Consider the following 17,030-nt stretch of genomic DNA (forward strand, 5'->3'; position numbering starts at 1 on the left):
CCTGTGGTTTATATTTTACAGACTCTGCAGGCTTACTATGATACCTGACAACAGCATTAAACCAATGGTTAACTGACGAAAGCGGTGTTCCGAAACATGATGTTGTAGTCGTTGCCCAAGAGCTGCCCCGAGCAGGGCGCTTGGTAGTAAAATTAAAATAAGGTAGCCATGGTGGAAATCATACAGACCCTGGCGGGAAAAATTGACGACATTGGCAATCGCGATACTGCAAAAGAATAAACTTAAAGTCGCTCTAAATTGTACCTTGGGTAACCGTGCATTCGCTAAAAATAAAACAATTGGCGGGCCGGCTAAGGTCATCAGGCCATTCAATATGCCGGCGCCGGTGCCAACGCCAAGGTGTCCCAGGGTATGTTCAGCGGTGGGCAGTTGTCGGCCACTGGCGAGGATTAAGGCAACCACAACAATTAACAAGCCCAGCGCAAACTTAAGCGCCTGTTCATTAATATTCACCAGTAAACTACCGGCCACTAAAGACGCTATAACGCCGGCCAGAATAAGCCATTTCCATTGCCAGGGGCGCGCGGCCTGGCGGTTTTTCCAGTAAAGTAATGCCGCGACAAAAATATTGATGACCGACAAACTGGGTGTCAGCGTGGTTAATGGAAACCACAGGGCCAGAATTGGCACAGCAACCAGGCCCGAACCAAAGCCACTGATACCCTGCAAGGTGGTAGCGAAAAACATGATGACGCCGGCAAGAAAGTATTCCATCGTTCTGTGTGTGATCCCTTAAACCAGTGGTTATCAATAAAAACATCCCGCCGGCCTTTTCAGTTCGGGGATAACTCTTCATAATAACAACAATAACAATAATGGAGCAGACCATGCGAGTGGTGATAATGCTGCTGTTGACTGTTTTTGTCGCGTTACAATACCGGTTATGGTTTGGAAAAAACAGCCTGCCGGACTATTGGCGATTACAGCAAGAGGTCGAAAAGCAGCAGCAAACCAATCAAAGCCTTGAGCGTCGTAACAAAGTGCTTTATGCCGACATCGAAAATCTTCGCAAAGGCGAAGAGGCGTTGGAAGAGCGCGCGCGTAACGAGCTTGGCATGATCAAAAAAGACGAGATTTTTTTCCGCATTTTGCCCAGTGAAAGGATGCCCATCGATGACTAACCCACAGCGCATTGCTGCAGTTTTACCGGCTGCCGGTCAGGGTAGCCGTATGCAGACAACAGTGGCTAAGCAATTTTTACAGATAAATGGTCAGACAATGTTACAGCACAGTATTGCGGCGGTACTACAGGATAAGCGGGTTGAGCATGTCTTTGTGGCGATTAATACTGATAATAAGCAACCAATCCCCTCAGCTTCTGCTGATGTTTCCTTCGTACAGGGCGGTCAAACGCGGGCAGAGTCAGTTTTGTCCGGAGTTTTGCATGCTATGACGCAGGGTTTCAGTCATGTGGTGGTCCATGATGCGGCAAGGCCCGGTTTGCCGGCTGATGTGTTAAGCGCTGTTATCGATGCCGGCACGGTCGATGACAACGGAGCCATTGTTGCTATGCCGGTGCGCGATTCGCTTAAGCGCAGCGAGCCTGACCACCAAATTGTTTCCACCCAGGTTAGCCGTGACGGTCTATGGCAGGCACAAACCCCGCAAGTTTTTGCTGTTGGCTTACTGGCCGATGCGATAAGTGAGATGGGCATAACTCATGACAGTTTAACTGACGAGGCCGCAGCAATGGAGTGTCTGGGCTATCACCCCAAACTGGTGATGGGTTCATTAAAAAATCTAAAGGTTACGCATCCGGAAGATTTGGAACTGATGACCGCCTTGTTAAAACCATCCCCTCAATAAAGGAGATTTACCGCATGTCGATTCGCATTGGACACGGTTACGATGTTCATAAGTGGGGCTCAGATAAGCCATTGCGTCTGGCGGGTGTAGAAGTCCCGCACACTATTGGGCTGCTGGCCCACTCTGACGGTGATGTTGTACTGCATGCGTTGACCGATGCTCTCCTTGGAGCCGTTGCACTTGGTGATATTGGTCAACATTTTCCGGATACCGACCCCCGTTACCGTAATGCAGACAGCATGCAGATGTTGCAGCACAGCGCCGCGCTGGCGCAGGATGAAGGTTATCAGTTAAGTAATGCCGACATTACCATTGTGGCTCAGGCTCCTAAAATGGCTCCCCACATTGAAAGCATGCGGCAAGCCATCGCTCAGGGCCTGGGTGTGAGTATCAGTGCCATTAACGTTAAAGCAACGACCACCGAAAAATTAGGTTTTGTTGGCCGTGAGGAAGGTATTGCCTGTCATTGCGTGGTGTTGATGGCTTCACTAAGCGAGTCTGCACAATGACCTTAAGTTACCGCAACAAAAAGCTGACCCGGGCACTTTTCAAGCAACAACCTGAAGACTTTCAGGTGCGTGAAGAGCTACAGGTGAACGATGAAGGAGAGGGCGAACACCAGTGGTTATGGGTAAAAAAAACGGGAGCTAATACCCGCTTTGTGGCCGAACAGCTGGCAAAGTTTGCTGGCGTTCACCCGCGTCAGGTCAGTTACTCGGGTCTTAAAGATCGCAATGCCGTAACCTGGCAGTGGTTTTCGGTGCAACTGCCGGGTAAGCCACTGCTTGACTGGTCTCAGTTTAGCCCCAGCGGTGTCGAAGTGAAGCAAGTGCTGCGCCGCAGCAAGAAGCTTAAGCTGGGTTTTCACAAAGCCAATCAGTTTGTCATCCGCTTGCGTGAGGTTAAAGACCCGCAGCAATTTGAGCAAAATTGGCTGAATTTATGTCAGCAGGGTACGATTAATTATTTTGGCAGTCAGCGCTTTGGGCATCACGGGCAAAACATTACTGCGGCGCGCCAGTGGATTGCTGCGGATAAACCCGGCAAATTGTCGAAAGCTAAACGCAGCCTGTGGCTGTCGGCTATGCGCTCTTATTTATTCAATCACGTGGCTAACGCACGCTTTAACTTACATGACAGTGAACCTTTGCCGGGAGACTGTGTGATGTTGCGTGGCTCTCAGTCGGTATTCACGGTTTCACAATGGGACGCTGACTTAGTGGCTCGACTGGCCGAGGGCGATATTCAGCTAACCTGCCCAATGCCGGGCGAAGATGGCGTGGGAAAGGTAGCGGACACGGCGCGGGAATTTGAACTACAACAGTTAACAGAGTACGCCGACTGGATCGAGGATTTTGCCAAAGTCCGGTTAAAGGCATCACGGCGCCCCTATTTACTGCATTTACAACGTCCTTCATTAAGTTGGCAGGGCGTCGATGCGACCATTGAATTTACTTTACCCACAGGTAGTTTTGCGACCACCTGTATTAATGAACTAATTGATTTAACGGTGACTGAAAATGATGAAGATTCTGTTGAGTAACGATGATGGTGTTCATGCGCCGGGCATACATGCGCTGTATAACGCACTAAAAGAAGTCGCCGATGTCCGGGTTATTGCACCTGATCGCAACTGCAGCGGTGCTTCTAACTCTTTAACCCTGCATAACCCTTTGCGTTTGCAGCAGCTGGATAACGGTTTTTATTCACTTAACGGAACACCGACCGACTGTGTTCACCTGGGAACCAACTCACCATTTGCCGACGAAGTGGATCTGGTGGTGTCAGGTATCAATGACAGCCCCAATATGGGCGACGACGTCTTGTATTCAGGTACGGTTGCGGCGGCGATGGAAGGGCGTTTTAAAGGGTTGCCGGCTATTGCCGTATCTATGGGTGGTCGAGGTCATGACCATTATGATACCGCAGGCCGGGTAGTGGCCGAACTGATTGCTGCAATGGAAAAGGATCCTTTGCGACTGGACACGGTGCTCAACATTAATGTTCCTTATACCACTTACGAACAAATTAAAGGAACGCGGGTTACCCGCTTAGGCCGCCGGCACCGCGCTGAGACTATGGTGCATGACCGTGATCCCTTTGGCCGTGAAATATTTTGGTATGGACCTATCGGGCACCATAGTGACGATGCCCCGGATACCGATTTTACGGCTATCCATGAGGGCTATGTATCAATTACCCCATTAAGCCTGGACATGACTGCAAAGCGACACCAGGATACCCTTAACGACTGGTTATCAACAGAGCAATGATGGGCCTCTCGACATCGGGCGCAGCCCGTAAACTGGGGCAGATACTACGTCAGGCCGGTATCAGTAACGAGCAAGTGCTGGCGGCTATTGAACAGACACCGCGGCAACTTTTTATGCCTGAATCATTGGCGCATAAAGCGTTTGAGAATACTGCGCTGCCCATCGGTAACGGGCAGACCATTTCGCAGCCGCTGATGGTCGCCACTATGACCCAGTTATTAATGCAGCATGACTGCCACCGAGTGCTGGAGGTTGGCACGGGTTCTGGTTATCAGACCGCGATTTTGGCGCAGCTGATAGATAAAGTTTTTAGTATTGAACGTATCGCTCAGTTACAGTACCAGGCAAAACGCCGGTTACGTAATCTGGACTTGCACAATGTGGCCATGCGCCATGGTGACGGCTGGGAGGGTTGGCGCAGTAAGGCTCCTTTTGACGGGATCATTGTTACTGCTGCAGCAACCGAAGTGCCGCGCGCACTGGTGGAACAACTGGCCGACGGTGGGGTAATGATTATTCCTGTGGGTAGTGAACAGCAGACGCTGACCGTACTGCGCCGATTTGGTGAACAGATCGAACAGCAGCGTATTGGTGACGTCCGGTTTGTACCGCTGGTAAAAGGAGAGCTGCTGTGAAGTTATTTTCAAGGCTTTATGATGCTGTTTTACGCTGGACCCAGCATCCCAGAGCGGAGTGGCTACTGGCTATAATTAGCTTTACCGAGTCAGTAATATTTCCTATTCCACCCGACGTCATGTTAGCGCCCATGTCAATGACACAGCCGCAACGGGCGTGGCGACTTGCTGGCATTACCACAGTGGCTTCAGTCGCCGGCGGTGTGCTGGGTTATTTTCTCGGCTATTGGGCCTACGACGCCATTGTGATTCCGGCGGTTGAAGCTCTTGGCTACGAAGATAAACTGCAGCAGGTGTCTGTCTGGTTCAGTGACTATGGCATTTGGGTGGTTTTTATTGCCGGCTTTTCTCCGGTTCCCTATAAATTATTTACGGTCACGGCCGGGGTCATGCAGATGGCGTTTTTTCCCTTTGTGATTGCCTCAGCTATTAGCCGTGGGTTACGTTTTTACCTCGTTGCCTGGCTACTGAAAACCGGTGGCCCGACGATGGCCGTGAAGTTACGCACTTATGTCGACCGAATAGGCTGGGCGGTAGTCATCGCTGCGCTGCTGGGTTATCTTTTATACCTATGGCAGCGATAAGGATGTGGGATGGATAGCGGCCGACAGCTGAATCACAGTAACAGACTGTTGCTTATCGGTCTGACATTGCTGATCCTGGTTGGCTGCAGCCGCTCGACACCGGCTCCGGTAGAGGAATTATACACCGGTAAAGACTACCGTGATTACCAGCCAAACTCACTTAAAAACGCTTCCCGTTACACGGTGAAAAAAGGTGAAACACTGTATACCATCGCCTTTCGAGCCAATTTGAATGTGGCTGATTTAGCCCGTATAAATCAGTTACAGGAACCCTATACCATTTATCCCGGACAACAGCTGAGGCTGGTCGATAATGTGCTGCAATCGCAGCCGACAACCTCTGTTGTAAATACTAAAAAGAATAAAAATATCGCTTCATCCTCGGCAAAAGATCTAAACACAACCGTTGATAAGTCCGCAAAGAACGCGTATCGTCAAAATGAAGAGACTGAAAAAACGGTTGCAAAACAACCAACTAATAAGCCAAAGCCGAGGTTAGCAAAGAACACAAAGAACACAAAGGCACAGCCGGCGGCAGCTAAAGCCAAGTCTAAGTCCATGCGTGACAGTAAAGACATAGCCTGGCAGTGGCCCGTTAAAGGTGAGGTGATAGCCGACTTTTCCTTAGCCGAACCCGGTAATAAAGGGCTGGACTTTTCCGGGAAGCTCGGTGATCCGGTAGCCGCGGCCGCAGCGGGTAAAGTGGTTTATGTTGGTAACGCACTGCGTGGTTTTGGTCAGTTAGTCATTTTAAAGCATAACGATGATTTTATAACGGCGTATGCCCACAATCATCGGGTGCTGGTGGCGGAGCAACAGTGGGTTGAAGCGGGACAAGTAATCGCCGAAATGGGTGACTCAGGAACGCAGCGCGTGAAGCTGCATTTCGAGGTTCGGTTCCGTGGAAAGTCAGTCAACCCGCGCCATTATCTGCCAAACTCACGTTGAGTTTAGCAGTCTGATAAGTTGTTATATTGCGAAGGGCGATAGCAATTGCCCGTTACGGATGAGCAGCAAGGAGATGGTAATATGAGTCAGATCAAACCAGAGCTCGAAGACGAAGCAGAGAATATAACAGAAGCGGAAAAAGAGAAACCGGCCGAGTCCACGGCGCAAGAGGGTAAAGCAACCCGCCATGCTGAGGAAGAAGAGCTTGAATTAAGTGAAGCGCTGGCCTCGGGCAATCAATACCAGCGTAAAATGGACGCTACCCAATTGTACTTGGGAGAAATTGGCTTTTCTCCTTTACTCAGCGCAGCCGATGAGGTGTATTACTCGCGGCGTGCCTTAAAAGGTGATGAAGCTGCTCGTCGCCGGATGATTGAAAGCAACCTGCGGTTGGTGGTTAAAATCGCCCGGCGCTATTCCAATCGCGGTTTAGCGTTGCTGGACTTAGTTGAGGAAGGCAATCTAGGCCTGATCCGCGCGGTGGAAAAATTTGATCCCGAGCGCGGTTTTCGTTTTTCCACCTATGCTACCTGGTGGATCCGGCAAACCATCGAGCGTGCCATCATGAATCAAACGCGTACCATTCGCCTGCCGATTCATGTGGTAAAAGAACTGAATGTTTACTTGCGTGCGGCGCGTGAGCTGGCGCATAAACTGGATCATGAGCCAACCGCAGAAGATATTGCTGAAAGCCTTGATAAGCCGGTAGAAGATATTACCAAAATGCTGCGTCTGAATGAGCGGGTGAGTTCGGTCGATGTCCCCATGGGCGGCGATGGTGATAAAGTATTGCTGGATATGTTGACTGATGATAACGACACCGATCCGGCCAATGTTATACAAAACAGCGATCTAAAACAAAGCATTACCGAATGGCTGGACGTGCTCAGCAGCAAACAAAAAGAAGTGCTGGCACGTCGTTTCGGGCTTCTGGGCTATGAGCCCTCGACGCTGGAAGATGTGGGTCATGAAATTGGCCTGACCCGTGAGCGTGTCCGTCAAATACAGGTCGAGGCATTACGCCGCCTGAAGGACCTGCTGAAGCAACGTGGCCTAAATCTGGAATCCTTATTCTCAGAAGAGTAAGGGCCTCAGTTATAACGGTTCTTCCACTCATACAGCAGGTCTAACGCCTGTTTTGCAGTCAACTGGTCGACATCAAGTTCGGCCAGTTGCGCTGCTAGCTCTCCCCCCGCAACTATTGCACTGCTTGGCGCATTGTTATCAGGTATAGATTTGGATTCAGGGTCAGGTAAGGGCAGGCTGCGCTGACCGCTTGCTGCGTCCTGTTCCAGTTCATTCAGTTTCAGCCGTGCCGCCTTAATGACCCCGGCCGGAACGCCGGCTAAGGCAGCCACCTGGAGTCCGAAACTTTGATTAGCCGATCCTTCTGCAACGCGGTGCAGAAAAACGATACTGTCGTTATGTTGCTGTGCTTCGACATGAATATTAGCCGTCGCAGTAAGCTGCTCGGCCAGTTCCGTTAATTCAAAGTAATGAGTAGCAAACAGAGTCAGGCAACCGCACTCATGAGCCAGCTGTTCTGCCACAGCCCAGGCCAGTGACAGCCCGTCATAGGTAGAAGTACCGCGGCCAATTTCATCCATCAGTACCAGACTCTCGGCACTGGCATTATGTAAGATATTCGCCGTTTCCGTCATCTCGACCATAAAGGTTGAGCGACCCGAAGCAATGTCATCGGCAGCCCCAATGCGGGTAAAAATACGGTCGAACTGACCGATAACAGCGGACTTAGCAGGGACAAAACAACCCATATGAGCGAGGATGACAATCAACGCTGCCTGGCGCATGTAAGTTGATTTTCCGCCCATATTGGGACCAGTGATCATCAGCATGCGACGTTCAGGAGACAGTTCAATGTCGTTGGCAATAAAGGGTTTTTCGCTTAAACGCTCAATAACCGGATGCCGAGATTGCTGCAGACACAGAACATTGTTTTCTGCGCTTAACTGAGGTCGGCAGTAATTTTGTAAACTGGCCAGCTTGGCAAAGGCCGCCAGTGTATCCAGTTCAGCCAGCGCAGTAGCGCTTTGTTGCAGCTCGGCTAACCAGGGAAGGCAGTGATCAAATAACTGTTCGTATAGCCATTTTTCCCGGGCTAGCGAGCGAGACTGTGCCGTCAGCACTTTATCCTCGTGCTGCTTTAATTCGGTAATGATGTAGCGTTCAGTGTTTTTGAGCGTCTGCCGGCGCTGATAGTCCGCCGGGATATCACCGGATGCATTACGGGACACTTCGATAAAATAACCATGGACTTTATTAAAGCCCACTTTTAGGGTGGCAATGCCGGTTCGTTCCCGCTCTCGTTGTTCCAGCTGTTGAAGGTAGTCACTGGCACCGGATGCCAGCGAACGCAGCTGGTCCAGTTCTTCATCGTAGCCTTCAGCCAATACGCCGCCATCGCGGATTAGCACCGGAGGTTGTTCAATGATTGCCTGCTGCAGCAGATGTTGCAGCTGTTGAAAATCGTGCAGTCGCTGATTAATAAAGGTTAATGCCTGCGCCTGACAGTCTGCGGTCAGTTCCGGTAATAACGCCAGACTATCGCGCAAGCGTGCAAAATCACGGGGTCGTGCACTGCGCAGCCCGATACGGGCAACGATACGCTCAATATCGGCCAGTTGTTTTAGCTTATCCTGCAGTGGCAGGTAGTTGTCGTGCTGCAGAAGATAGTCAACTGCATCGTAACGTTGCTGTAGTAGCGATTGCTGCCGGACTGGGCGTTGCAGCCAGCGTTGAAAGTTACGGCTACCCATGGCCGACACAGTTTCATCCAGTACTGCGGCTAAATGGGTATTAGCGGCCGAAAAGCTGTGCTGTAATTCCAAATTGCGGCGTGTTGCTGCATCCAGGATAATAGCGTCGTCCGGCGGCTCACGTAATAAAGAGCGAATGTGGGGCAAAGCTGCTTTCTGGGTTTCCTGCACGTAATGAAGGATAGCCCCGGCCGCGCCGATTAAGGGATCATTATCCTGCAGGCCGAAGCCCTGCAAATGGCCCGTGTCAAACTGCCGCAGTAATAACCCCAGGGCGGTATCCACATCAAACTCCCAGCCTGCCCTGCGGCAGCAACGAGTTTGAGCAAGGGGCAACTGGCTCAGGTCCAGACCTTCGGGATACAGTAACTCAGCCGGCTGTATGCGTTGCAGCTCTGCGGCTAGCTGCTCGCGGGTATTGGCTTGAGTTAGCCAGAAACGACCGCTGCTCAGCTCCAGAATAGCGATACTGAACCCCTGTTTAAGCGGGCCAAGGGCTACCAGCAAGTTCTGCTGGCGTTCGCTCAGCAATGACTCATCGGTAATTGTTCCCGGCGTCAGGATGCGCACTACTTTTCGCTCAACAGGTCCCTTGCTGGTAGCCGGATCACCAATTTGCTCACAGATGGCAACGGACTGACCTTTACTAACTAACCGCGCGAGATAATTTTCGGCGGCATGGTAGGGTACTCCAGCCATTGGGATGGGCTCGCCATTACTGACCCCGCGCTGGGTTAGCGAAATATCCAGTAATTCTGCTGCCCGTTTGGCATCATCAAAGAAAAGTTCGTAAAAATCACCCATCCGGTAAAACAACAGCATGTCATCATGTTCTGCTTTTATCCGCAGATATTGCTGCATCATGGGTGTGTGTGATGGGATCTTCTGTTCAGAGGAAGCAGACACTGGCATACTTTATTTATCTTATGAAGAGGGTACGACGGGTATGATAACAAGCCAACAAAACTGGGCGCAACTAGTTAAAGAAGCGGGCGAGCTGGGTCAGCTTCTTAGTGCTAAAAAACAGACGGTTGCCACAGCCGAATCCTGTACTGGCGGTGGCATCGGTTATTTATTAACTGAAGTAACGGGCAGTTCTGCTTGGTTTAGCGGTGGCCTGATTGTCTATACTAATGCTCTGAAACAACAGTGGCTGGGGGTAACGGACCAAGCGTTGGCGGAGGGAGCTGTATCGGCGCCTTGTGTTGAAGCTATGGCACTGGGTGCAAAGCGTACCGCAGCCACTGACTGGGCGGTTTCGGTCAGTGGTGTCGCCGGCCCCGGTGGCGGCTCAGAAGATAAACCCGTCGGTCTGGTGTGGATGGCGATTGCCGGGCCAGATCAGTGTATTAGCTTTGCAAAACAGTTTCAGGGGGACCGCACCGCGGTGCGTTTGGCAACCCTTAACTGCGTGCTGACTATGCTGATAAAAAAAGTATCGCAATAGCTTGATACTGTAAAAACATACAGTATACTGTTTATAAAACCAGTAATTAAAAGTTGGAGTAACGTATGAGCAACGATCGTTCAAAAGCCCTGGATGCGGCACTTGGTCAAATCGAGCGCCAGTTTGGTAAAGGGTCCATCATGCGTCTGGGTGACAACCAGACCATGGATATTGACTCAGTGTCAACAGGGTCACTGGGCCTTGATGTAGCACTAGGTATCGGCGGCTTGCCCTTTGGGCGGGTGGTTGAAATTTATGGCCCTGAGTCCAGTGGTAAAACAACCCTGACATTGCAAGTGATAGCAGAAGCTCAAAAAGCTGGGAAAACCTGCGCTTTTGTCGACGCTGAACATGCGTTGGATCCGATTTATGCTGAAGCACTGGGTGTTAACGTTGACGACTTGCTGGTATCGCAACCGGACACCGGTGAGCAGGCACTGGAAATTTGTGACATGCTGGTTCGTTCCGGTGCCGTCGATGTGGTGATTGTTGACTCCGTAGCGGCGCTAACGCCTAAAGCAGAGATCGAAGGTGATATGGGCGACAGTCACGTCGGTCTGCAGGCGCGTTTGATGTCGCAGGCTTTACGTAAATTGACATCAAACATTAAAAAATCCAACAGCATGTGTATTTTCATCAACCAAATTCGCATGAAAATTGGTGTGATGTTTGGCAACCCGGAAACCACCACTGGCGGTAACGCACTTAAGTTTTACTCGTCAGTAAGGCTTGATATTCGCCGTACCGGCGCATTGAAAGAAGGTGATGAGGTGGTTGGTAACGAAACTCGGGTTAAAGTAGTGAAAAATAAAGTGGCGCCACCTTTTAAAGAAGCCAACTTTCAAATTTTATACGGTCGCGGTATCTCCAAAGAAGGTGAACTGATCGATCTGGGTGTAAAACACAAAATGGTAGATAAAGCCGGTGCCTGGTACAGCTACAATGGTGACAAAATTGGCCAGGGTAAGGCAAACTCTATGAAGTTCATGCAGGAAAACCCTAAGATTGCTAATGAGCTTGAAGGCCGCTTACGTGAACTGCTGCTGGCTAAGCCGGTCAAAAAAACCAAAGAAGATAGACAAGCTGAGGCTGAAGCGGCGAAAAAAAGCAGCAAAAGCAAGGCCGGTTCTGATGATGATCTGCCGTTAACCTAAGCTTTTGCTAACTCATGCGCATCGGGGAATGAACAGAAAACATTTCCTGATGTAATTTAGCCGCATACGCATCGGTCATCCCTGAAAGGTAATCCGCAATCACTCGTTGTGGATTACCTTTTTTGTTTTCAGCGATTCGCTGTTGTTCAAGCAAGTAACGTTGTTTCGTGTTTTCGGGTAACAGGCGTTCCGGATCAACGGCCAGGGCATCAAAAATTTCCATAACAATCTGCTGACCTTTAAACTCCTGTATCTGCATTTCGGGTTTACGGATAACGAACTTAAAAATAAAACGTTTTAAAGCATCCAGCAACTGCTGCTGTGGCTCGCCTAAACAGGCTTTATATTGTAATAAAGGCTGGTCAAAGTTCTGCTGATAGGCCACCAGCTGTGCTGAGGTCAGTAAACGGTTAACCAGCTCACCGATAGCTTGTTTGCGCTGATAATGCTGAGTCGAAAATAACTGGTCGGTTAACTGAGTCGCATTTAAATCCGGCAGTTCGGTCTGCAGACTTTCTAATAACGGAAACATTTGTTCCAGCCATAGCTCCCGGCGAATAAGCCCTAATACGATGGCATCTTCTAAATCGTGTACACCGTAGGCAATATCATCGGCCAGCTCCATAATCGAGGCATCAACACTTTTGAATTGGCTACGGCCATGTTGAGACGCAGACGGCACTGGCTCAAGACCTTGCAATTGCTGCCGGTCGGTCTGGCTAAGGGGACTCAGAACCCAGGACAAGGCTTCTTCATCATCCTGATAGAGAGCCTTAGCGGGAAGCCAGTCCCTTGTTGGCAGATGTCGAAAATCACTTACGTCATTAGGTAGTCGGCTGCGCTGGATAACTGGCATGGTCACCGGGTATTTAAGTAGCCCCAGTAATGTGCGCCGGCACAGATTCATGCCGGCTTCGGCGGTATAGGCTTCCAGTTGAGTGACAATACGAAATGTTTGGCCGTTGCCTTCGAAGCTGCCGTGGTTGCGCATCATATAGTTTAATGCGATTTCGCCACCGTGACCGTATGGTGGATGACCAATGTCGTGTGCCAGACACAGCGATTCAATTAAGGACTCCGACAACTCAAGTGTCTGTGCTAATTGGGACTGGTGGTAATTAAAGTGAACTACCAGACTGCTACCTATCTGGCTGGCCTCTAGTGAGTGGGTTAAGCGGGTACGCGGAAAATCGTGCATGCCGACGTACATTACCTGAGTTTTAGCCTGCAGACGGCGAAAAGCGGCCGAGTGTAAAATGCGGGCTTTATCGCGCTGAAAAGGGCTGCGGGTATCCCCGCTACGCTGGCTTTTTATTGTGGCTCGCTGTTGTCTTTCAAGCCATACTTCGGTTTCTTGCATTATGGCCTCCTGGCCCTAGCTTGACAGATTGATGGCCCAGTTGGCAGCACCGTGGTACAGCTGCATTAGCTTTCGTTCCTCAAGCTTTAATTTTGTCGAGGCATTAGTGACCGCTTCCCAGTGTGCCTGTTCCAGGGCTTCAGAGGTGCCGATAAAAAATGCAATCGGGCCTCTTTTTTCCAACAGCGCTTTGCAAATTACATCGCTGGCAGCAATGTAATTCAGCAAATAAGGCAAATCATCATCCATTAACGCATCAAGTTTTGATAGCAGTCCGATTAAAAACGCGGTATCGGGATCGGCGCCGTAACGCACATTACTGCGGGCTAACTGCTCACAAAACTTGGCCCGGGTCATTAATAGGCGAAGCAACTCATTCGGTTTTTGTTCGCCTAGCGAGGCCGTCGCGATGATAGCCAGGAATTTACGAATCTCTGCCTGCCCCAACCGAACTACCGCCTGTTTCAGCGAGTTGATTTGTGACCGTCGTGAGAAAAAAGCCGAGTTAACAAAGCGCAGTAATTTATAAGAAATCCCTGCGTCGTGTTCGACCAGACGAGCCACATAGTCAGGGTCGTAGTCGGGGTTAGACAGGGTCTCGAGCAACTCAAGATATATTTTATGAGAAACTGGCAGTGACTTGCGCTTTAAAACTTCCGGGCGGGCAAAAAAGTATCCCTGAAAGTAACCGAAGCCCAGCTCGCGGGCCTGATGAAACTCTTCGTAAGTCTCGATTTTCTCAGCTAAGTAAACGCCTGAAAACGAACTGCGATAAGCCATTTGCTGTCTTATCTGCTTTTCCGTCAGAGCACGAAAATCCAGCTTGATGATATCAATAAAGGGCAAAAAAGGATCCCAGTCGGAATAGTATTCAAAATCATCCAGAGCAAGAATATAACCCTCGGATTTTAGCTGTTTGACCGCCGCTAAAACTGCTTCACTAGGGGTGACAGTTTCTAATAACTCAATCACAATATCATTTTTGGGCAGCAACTCCGGCAATCCTTTTAAGATTGCGTGTTCGGTAAAATTGATAAAAGCTTTATAATTAGCAGTAATTGACTTAAATCCGCTGCTAAACTCACCGTTCTCTATCAGACGCTGAGTAGCTTCGTTAGAATCAATCTTTGGAAAAGCGTTGTTAAAACCGTCGCGAAACAGTAACTCATAGGCGAAAAGTTTCTTTTCCGTGTCCAGAATAGGCTGTCGGGCAATGTAGAAATCCACCAGCGATCCTTATGAGAGTTATGGTTTCATGTTAAAAATAGTTCACATAGTGTACGGATAAAAAAAGGGATTGGGAAGATATCCATGGCAGAAGTAAAGGTAGCACTTGCGTTAGGTTCCGGAGCGGCCCGGGGCTGGGCTCATATCGGCGTTATAAAAGCTCTGGAAGAAATGGGGGTGCGAATTAATGTTGTCGCCGGAACTTCTATCGGTTCACTGGTCGGCGCCGGTTATGCGTCGGGCCGGCTGGCTGAAATAGAGGAATGGGTTTGTGAAATGGGTCGCTGGGAAGTCTGGAATCTGCTGGATTTTGGCTTTAATCAGGGCGGTCTGATTGGTGGCGAAAAAGTCTTTAATAAGGCGCGGGAGCAATTTGGCGCAAAAAATATTGAAGACTTACCAATGACCTATGGTGCTGTCGCTACGGATTTATACAGCGGGCGCGAAATGTGGCTGCGTAAAGGCGACCTGTATGATGTGTCCAGGGCCTCCTGCGCTATGCCAGGGGTACTCGCTCCGGCTGCCATTAACGGCCGCTGGTTAATCGACGGAGGTCTGGTCAATCCGGTGCCGGTTTCCTTATGCCGTGCACTGGATGCAGATTTTGTTATTGCGGTGCATTTAAATTCTCAGTTAACGTCAAAAGCGCTGGAGCAGCGGGGTCGTAATATCCCGCCGCAAACTGAAACTGAACAGGTGCAACGACAACCGGAGATTGAAAATAACGATGAGACAGGGTTTCTGGATAACTTACGTTCCAGCGGTCAGCACTATTTTGAAACGGTCAAAGATCGTTTTCGTGCTAACCCGCATAAACCGCCGGGTATGTTCAGTGTCATGTCGAGCGCTATCGATATAATGCAGGAACGAATTACTAAAACGCGGATGGCCGGTGACCCGCCGGATATTCTGATCCAGCCGAAGCTAGGTCATATCGGCATCATGGAATTTCAACGCGGCAACGAAGCCATTGATATTGGTTATGAGACCACGCACCGAATGCGTGATCTCATTATGGATGAAATTGAACTTTATCGTCAGCGCAGCGGTTAATAACCGGCTGCGTGACCATCTTTACGGCTCTCTGATGCGCCGTAGTAAACATCTTCTTGGTGATTTTTCCAAATCGCCTGATATCCGCCGAATGGGCCGACTGCTTCCTGCAGCGTATGGCCCATTTTAATCAGTTCCCGCCGAGTGTGCGCAGAGAAACCATTTTCCAGGTGTATTACGCCGCCGTCACTCATGGTCGAGCCGGTGGGCTGGCTTGATCCCGAGTGCAAAATGCGGGGGGCATCGCCGGCTTCCTGTAGGTTCATGCCAAAATCAATCATGTTAATCAGGATCTGCGCGTGCATTTGTGGCTGCGTGGCGCCACCCATCACACCATAACTCATTATAGGCTTACCGTTTTTAGTAACAAAGGCAGGAATAATAGTGTGGAAGGGGCGCTTACCTGGTTCAAAAACGTTGTTATGGTCTTCGTTCAGGTTAAAAAGCTCGCCACGGTTTTGCAGGACGAAGCCCAGCCCTTCGGGGGTAACGCCGGAGCCCATGCCGCGGTAATTACTCTGGATCAGCGATACCATGTTGCCGTCTTCATCGGCAGTGGTTAAATAAATGGTGTCGCCTTCGGTCGGTGGGTTTCCCGGTTCAACGGAAGCTGCCGGTTGCCCCGGGTCAATCTGCTCTGCCCGTTGTCTGGCATACTCTTTATCCAGCAGGCCTTCGACCGGTGCGTCATTAAAGGCCGGGTCAGAGTAGTATTTAGCCCGATCTTCAAATGCAAGTTTTTTTGCTTCAACGAAATGGTGAATATACTCGGGGCTATCAAAGCCCATTGCGGCCAGATCAAAATTTTCCAGCATGTTAAGAATTTGCTGGGCAGCGATTCCCTGAGTATTAGGCGGCAGTTCCCATAAGTCATAGCCCCGGTAACTGGACGAAACCGGGTCAACCCAGGTTGATTCATGTTCTACCAAGTCCTGGTAGGATAAAAATCCTCCGTGATTCTGGACAAATTCACTCATCGTACGAGCAGTTTTGCCACGGTAGAACTCGTCCCGACCGTTTTGTGCGATACGTTCCAGGGTATTGGCTAAATCAGGATTACTAAAGCGCTCACCTTTTTGGGGCATCTCACCGTCTTTCATAAAAACATCAGCAAATCCGGGGTAGTCTTTAAGCACCCGGCCGTTGCGTTCAAAATAATAAGCAATGACTTCAGTTACCGGAAAGCCTTGCCGGGCGTACTCAATTGCCGGCGCTAACACCTGTTCCATCTCAAGCGCACCAAATTTTTCATGCAACTCAAACCAGCCGTCAACTGTGCCGGGCACCGAAATAGGTAAAACACCGCGGGCCGGGATGCTGTCATAGCCGTTTTCGATGAAGTATTCGCGGCTCAGTGACTTTGGCGAACGGCCGGAGGCATTAAGACCGTATAATTGTTCTGTATCAGCATCCCAGACAATCGCAAATAAATCGCCGCCGATACCATTACCGGTCGGTTCAACTAAACCGAGCAGGGCATTGGCCGCGATCGCAGCATCAATCGCGTTACCGCCCTGACGCATAATTTCTAACGCTACCTGAGTGGCCAGCGGCTGGCTGGTTGCCGCCATAGCGTTGGGTGCCATCGCTTCAGAGCGGGTAGCAAAATGATGACCGGTAATTCGGTCGGCGGCCTGGGTTGGCATAGCGCTGACGGCACAGCCGACCGCCATTGCGCAGGAAAGCAAAATGGATCGCATTGATTTGTCCTCCGTTAAAAAGTCAAACCACTATAACCCTAACGA

General features: G+C 50.1%; 17 protein-coding genes. 12 read left to right on the forward strand and 5 right to left on the reverse strand.

Annotation, left to right across the window (positions count from 1 at the left end; genetic code table 11):
- Window positions 1-15: 15 nt before the first annotated feature.
- Window positions 16-735: a sulfite exporter TauE/SafE family protein gene (locus LG288_RS05000; RefSeq protein ID WP_404402639.1), complete on the reverse strand. Its 720-nt coding sequence runs from the start codon at window positions 733-735 to the stop codon at window positions 16-18.
- A gap of 113 nt (window positions 736-848) precedes the next feature.
- Between LG288_RS05000 and ftsB the strand changes: the two genes are divergently transcribed.
- The 9 genes from ftsB (at window position 849) to rpoS (ending at window position 7,353) form a co-directional block, all read left to right on the forward strand.
- Window positions 849-1,142 (forward strand): cell division protein FtsB, encoded by a 294-nt coding sequence (gene ftsB, locus LG288_RS05005; RefSeq protein WP_404402641.1) that lies wholly within the window; start codon window positions 849-851, stop codon window positions 1,140-1,142.
- Window positions 1,135-1,827: a 2-C-methyl-D-erythritol 4-phosphate cytidylyltransferase gene (gene ispD / locus LG288_RS05010; protein WP_404402643.1), complete on the forward strand. Its 693-nt coding sequence runs from the start codon at window positions 1,135-1,137 to the stop codon at window positions 1,825-1,827. The genes ftsB and ispD overlap by 8 nt, the downstream gene beginning before the upstream one ends.
- A gap of 14 nt (window positions 1,828-1,841) precedes the next feature.
- A complete protein-coding gene (gene ispF, locus LG288_RS05015; RefSeq protein ID WP_404402645.1) occupies window positions 1,842-2,336 on the forward strand; it encodes a 2-C-methyl-D-erythritol 2,4-cyclodiphosphate synthase in 495 nt (164 codons plus the stop codon).
- Entirely contained in the window at window positions 2,333-3,370 is a 1,038-nt protein-coding gene (truD, locus tag LG288_RS05020; RefSeq protein WP_404402647.1) for a tRNA pseudouridine(13) synthase TruD, read from the forward strand. Before ispF ends, truD begins: the two co-directional genes overlap by 4 nt.
- The gene (gene surE / locus LG288_RS05025) at window positions 3,348-4,100 is read left to right on the forward strand and encodes a 5'/3'-nucleotidase SurE (RefSeq protein WP_404402649.1); all 753 of its coding nucleotides are present in this window, start codon (window positions 3,348-3,350) and stop codon (window positions 4,098-4,100) included. The genes truD and surE overlap by 23 nt, the downstream gene beginning before the upstream one ends.
- Window positions 4,100-4,735, forward strand: a complete 636-nt coding sequence (locus tag LG288_RS05030) for a protein-L-isoaspartate(D-aspartate) O-methyltransferase (RefSeq protein WP_404403034.1) — start codon at window positions 4,100-4,102, stop codon at window positions 4,733-4,735. Before surE ends, LG288_RS05030 begins: the two co-directional genes overlap by 1 nt.
- The gene (locus tag LG288_RS05035) at window positions 4,732-5,319 is read left to right on the forward strand and encodes a YqaA family protein (RefSeq protein ID WP_404402651.1); all 588 of its coding nucleotides are present in this window, start codon (window positions 4,732-4,734) and stop codon (window positions 5,317-5,319) included. Before LG288_RS05030 ends, LG288_RS05035 begins: the two co-directional genes overlap by 4 nt.
- Window positions 5,320-5,328: 9 nt before the next feature.
- On the forward strand, window positions 5,329-6,267 hold the full coding sequence (locus LG288_RS05040; RefSeq protein WP_404402653.1) for a peptidoglycan DD-metalloendopeptidase family protein: 939 nt from the start codon (window positions 5,329-5,331) through the stop codon (window positions 6,265-6,267).
- Window positions 6,268-6,348: 81 nt separating this feature from the next.
- Complete coding sequence (rpoS, locus tag LG288_RS05045) at window positions 6,349-7,353, forward strand: RNA polymerase sigma factor RpoS (RefSeq protein ID WP_404402655.1); 1,005 nt, start codon at window positions 6,349-6,351, stop codon at window positions 7,351-7,353.
- 5 nt (window positions 7,354-7,358) lie between these two features.
- On the opposite strand, the gene mutS is transcribed toward rpoS, so the two are convergent.
- Complete coding sequence (gene mutS / locus LG288_RS05050; protein WP_404403036.1) at window positions 7,359-9,950, reverse strand: DNA mismatch repair protein MutS; 2,592 nt, start codon at window positions 9,948-9,950, stop codon at window positions 7,359-7,361.
- 40 nt (window positions 9,951-9,990) lie between these two features.
- Here mutS and LG288_RS05055 point away from each other — a divergent pair, with 40 nt between their 5' ends.
- Together LG288_RS05055 and recA are read left to right on the forward strand one after the other, a co-directional pair.
- Window positions 9,991-10,491 (forward strand): CinA family protein, encoded by a 501-nt coding sequence (locus LG288_RS05055; protein WP_404402657.1) that lies wholly within the window; start codon window positions 9,991-9,993, stop codon window positions 10,489-10,491.
- A 65-nt stretch (window positions 10,492-10,556) separates the two neighbouring features.
- On the forward strand, window positions 10,557-11,645 hold the full coding sequence (gene recA, locus LG288_RS05060) for a recombinase RecA (RefSeq protein WP_404402659.1): 1,089 nt from the start codon (window positions 10,557-10,559) through the stop codon (window positions 11,643-11,645).
- 7 nt (window positions 11,646-11,652) lie between these two features.
- On the opposite strand, the gene LG288_RS05065 is transcribed toward recA, so the two are convergent.
- Together LG288_RS05065 and LG288_RS05070 are read right to left on the reverse strand one after the other, a co-directional pair.
- Window positions 11,653-13,005, reverse strand: coding sequence for an anti-phage deoxyguanosine triphosphatase (locus LG288_RS05065; protein ID WP_404402661.1), 1,353 nt, complete (start codon window positions 13,003-13,005; stop codon window positions 11,653-11,655).
- Window positions 13,006-13,020: 15 nt separating this feature from the next.
- Complete coding sequence (locus LG288_RS05070; RefSeq protein ID WP_404402663.1) at window positions 13,021-14,232, reverse strand: EAL and HDOD domain-containing protein; 1,212 nt, start codon at window positions 14,230-14,232, stop codon at window positions 13,021-13,023.
- Window positions 14,233-14,316: 84 nt separating this feature from the next.
- On the opposite strand from LG288_RS05070, the gene rssA reads away from it, so the two are divergent.
- Window positions 14,317-15,285, forward strand: a complete 969-nt coding sequence (gene rssA, locus LG288_RS05075; RefSeq protein WP_404402665.1) for a patatin-like phospholipase RssA — start codon at window positions 14,317-14,319, stop codon at window positions 15,283-15,285.
- Here rssA and ggt read toward each other — a convergent pair.
- Complete coding sequence (ggt, locus tag LG288_RS05080; protein ID WP_404402667.1) at window positions 15,282-16,985, reverse strand: gamma-glutamyltransferase; 1,704 nt, start codon at window positions 16,983-16,985, stop codon at window positions 15,282-15,284. The two genes, rssA and ggt, sit on opposite strands and share 4 nt — an antisense overlap.
- Window positions 16,986-17,030 lie beyond the last annotated feature (45 nt).

The organism is Idiomarina seosinensis, from assembly GCF_044797955.1.
In the GTDB taxonomy this organism is placed as follows: domain Bacteria; phylum Pseudomonadota; class Gammaproteobacteria; order Enterobacterales; family Alteromonadaceae; genus Idiomarina; species Idiomarina seosinensis_A.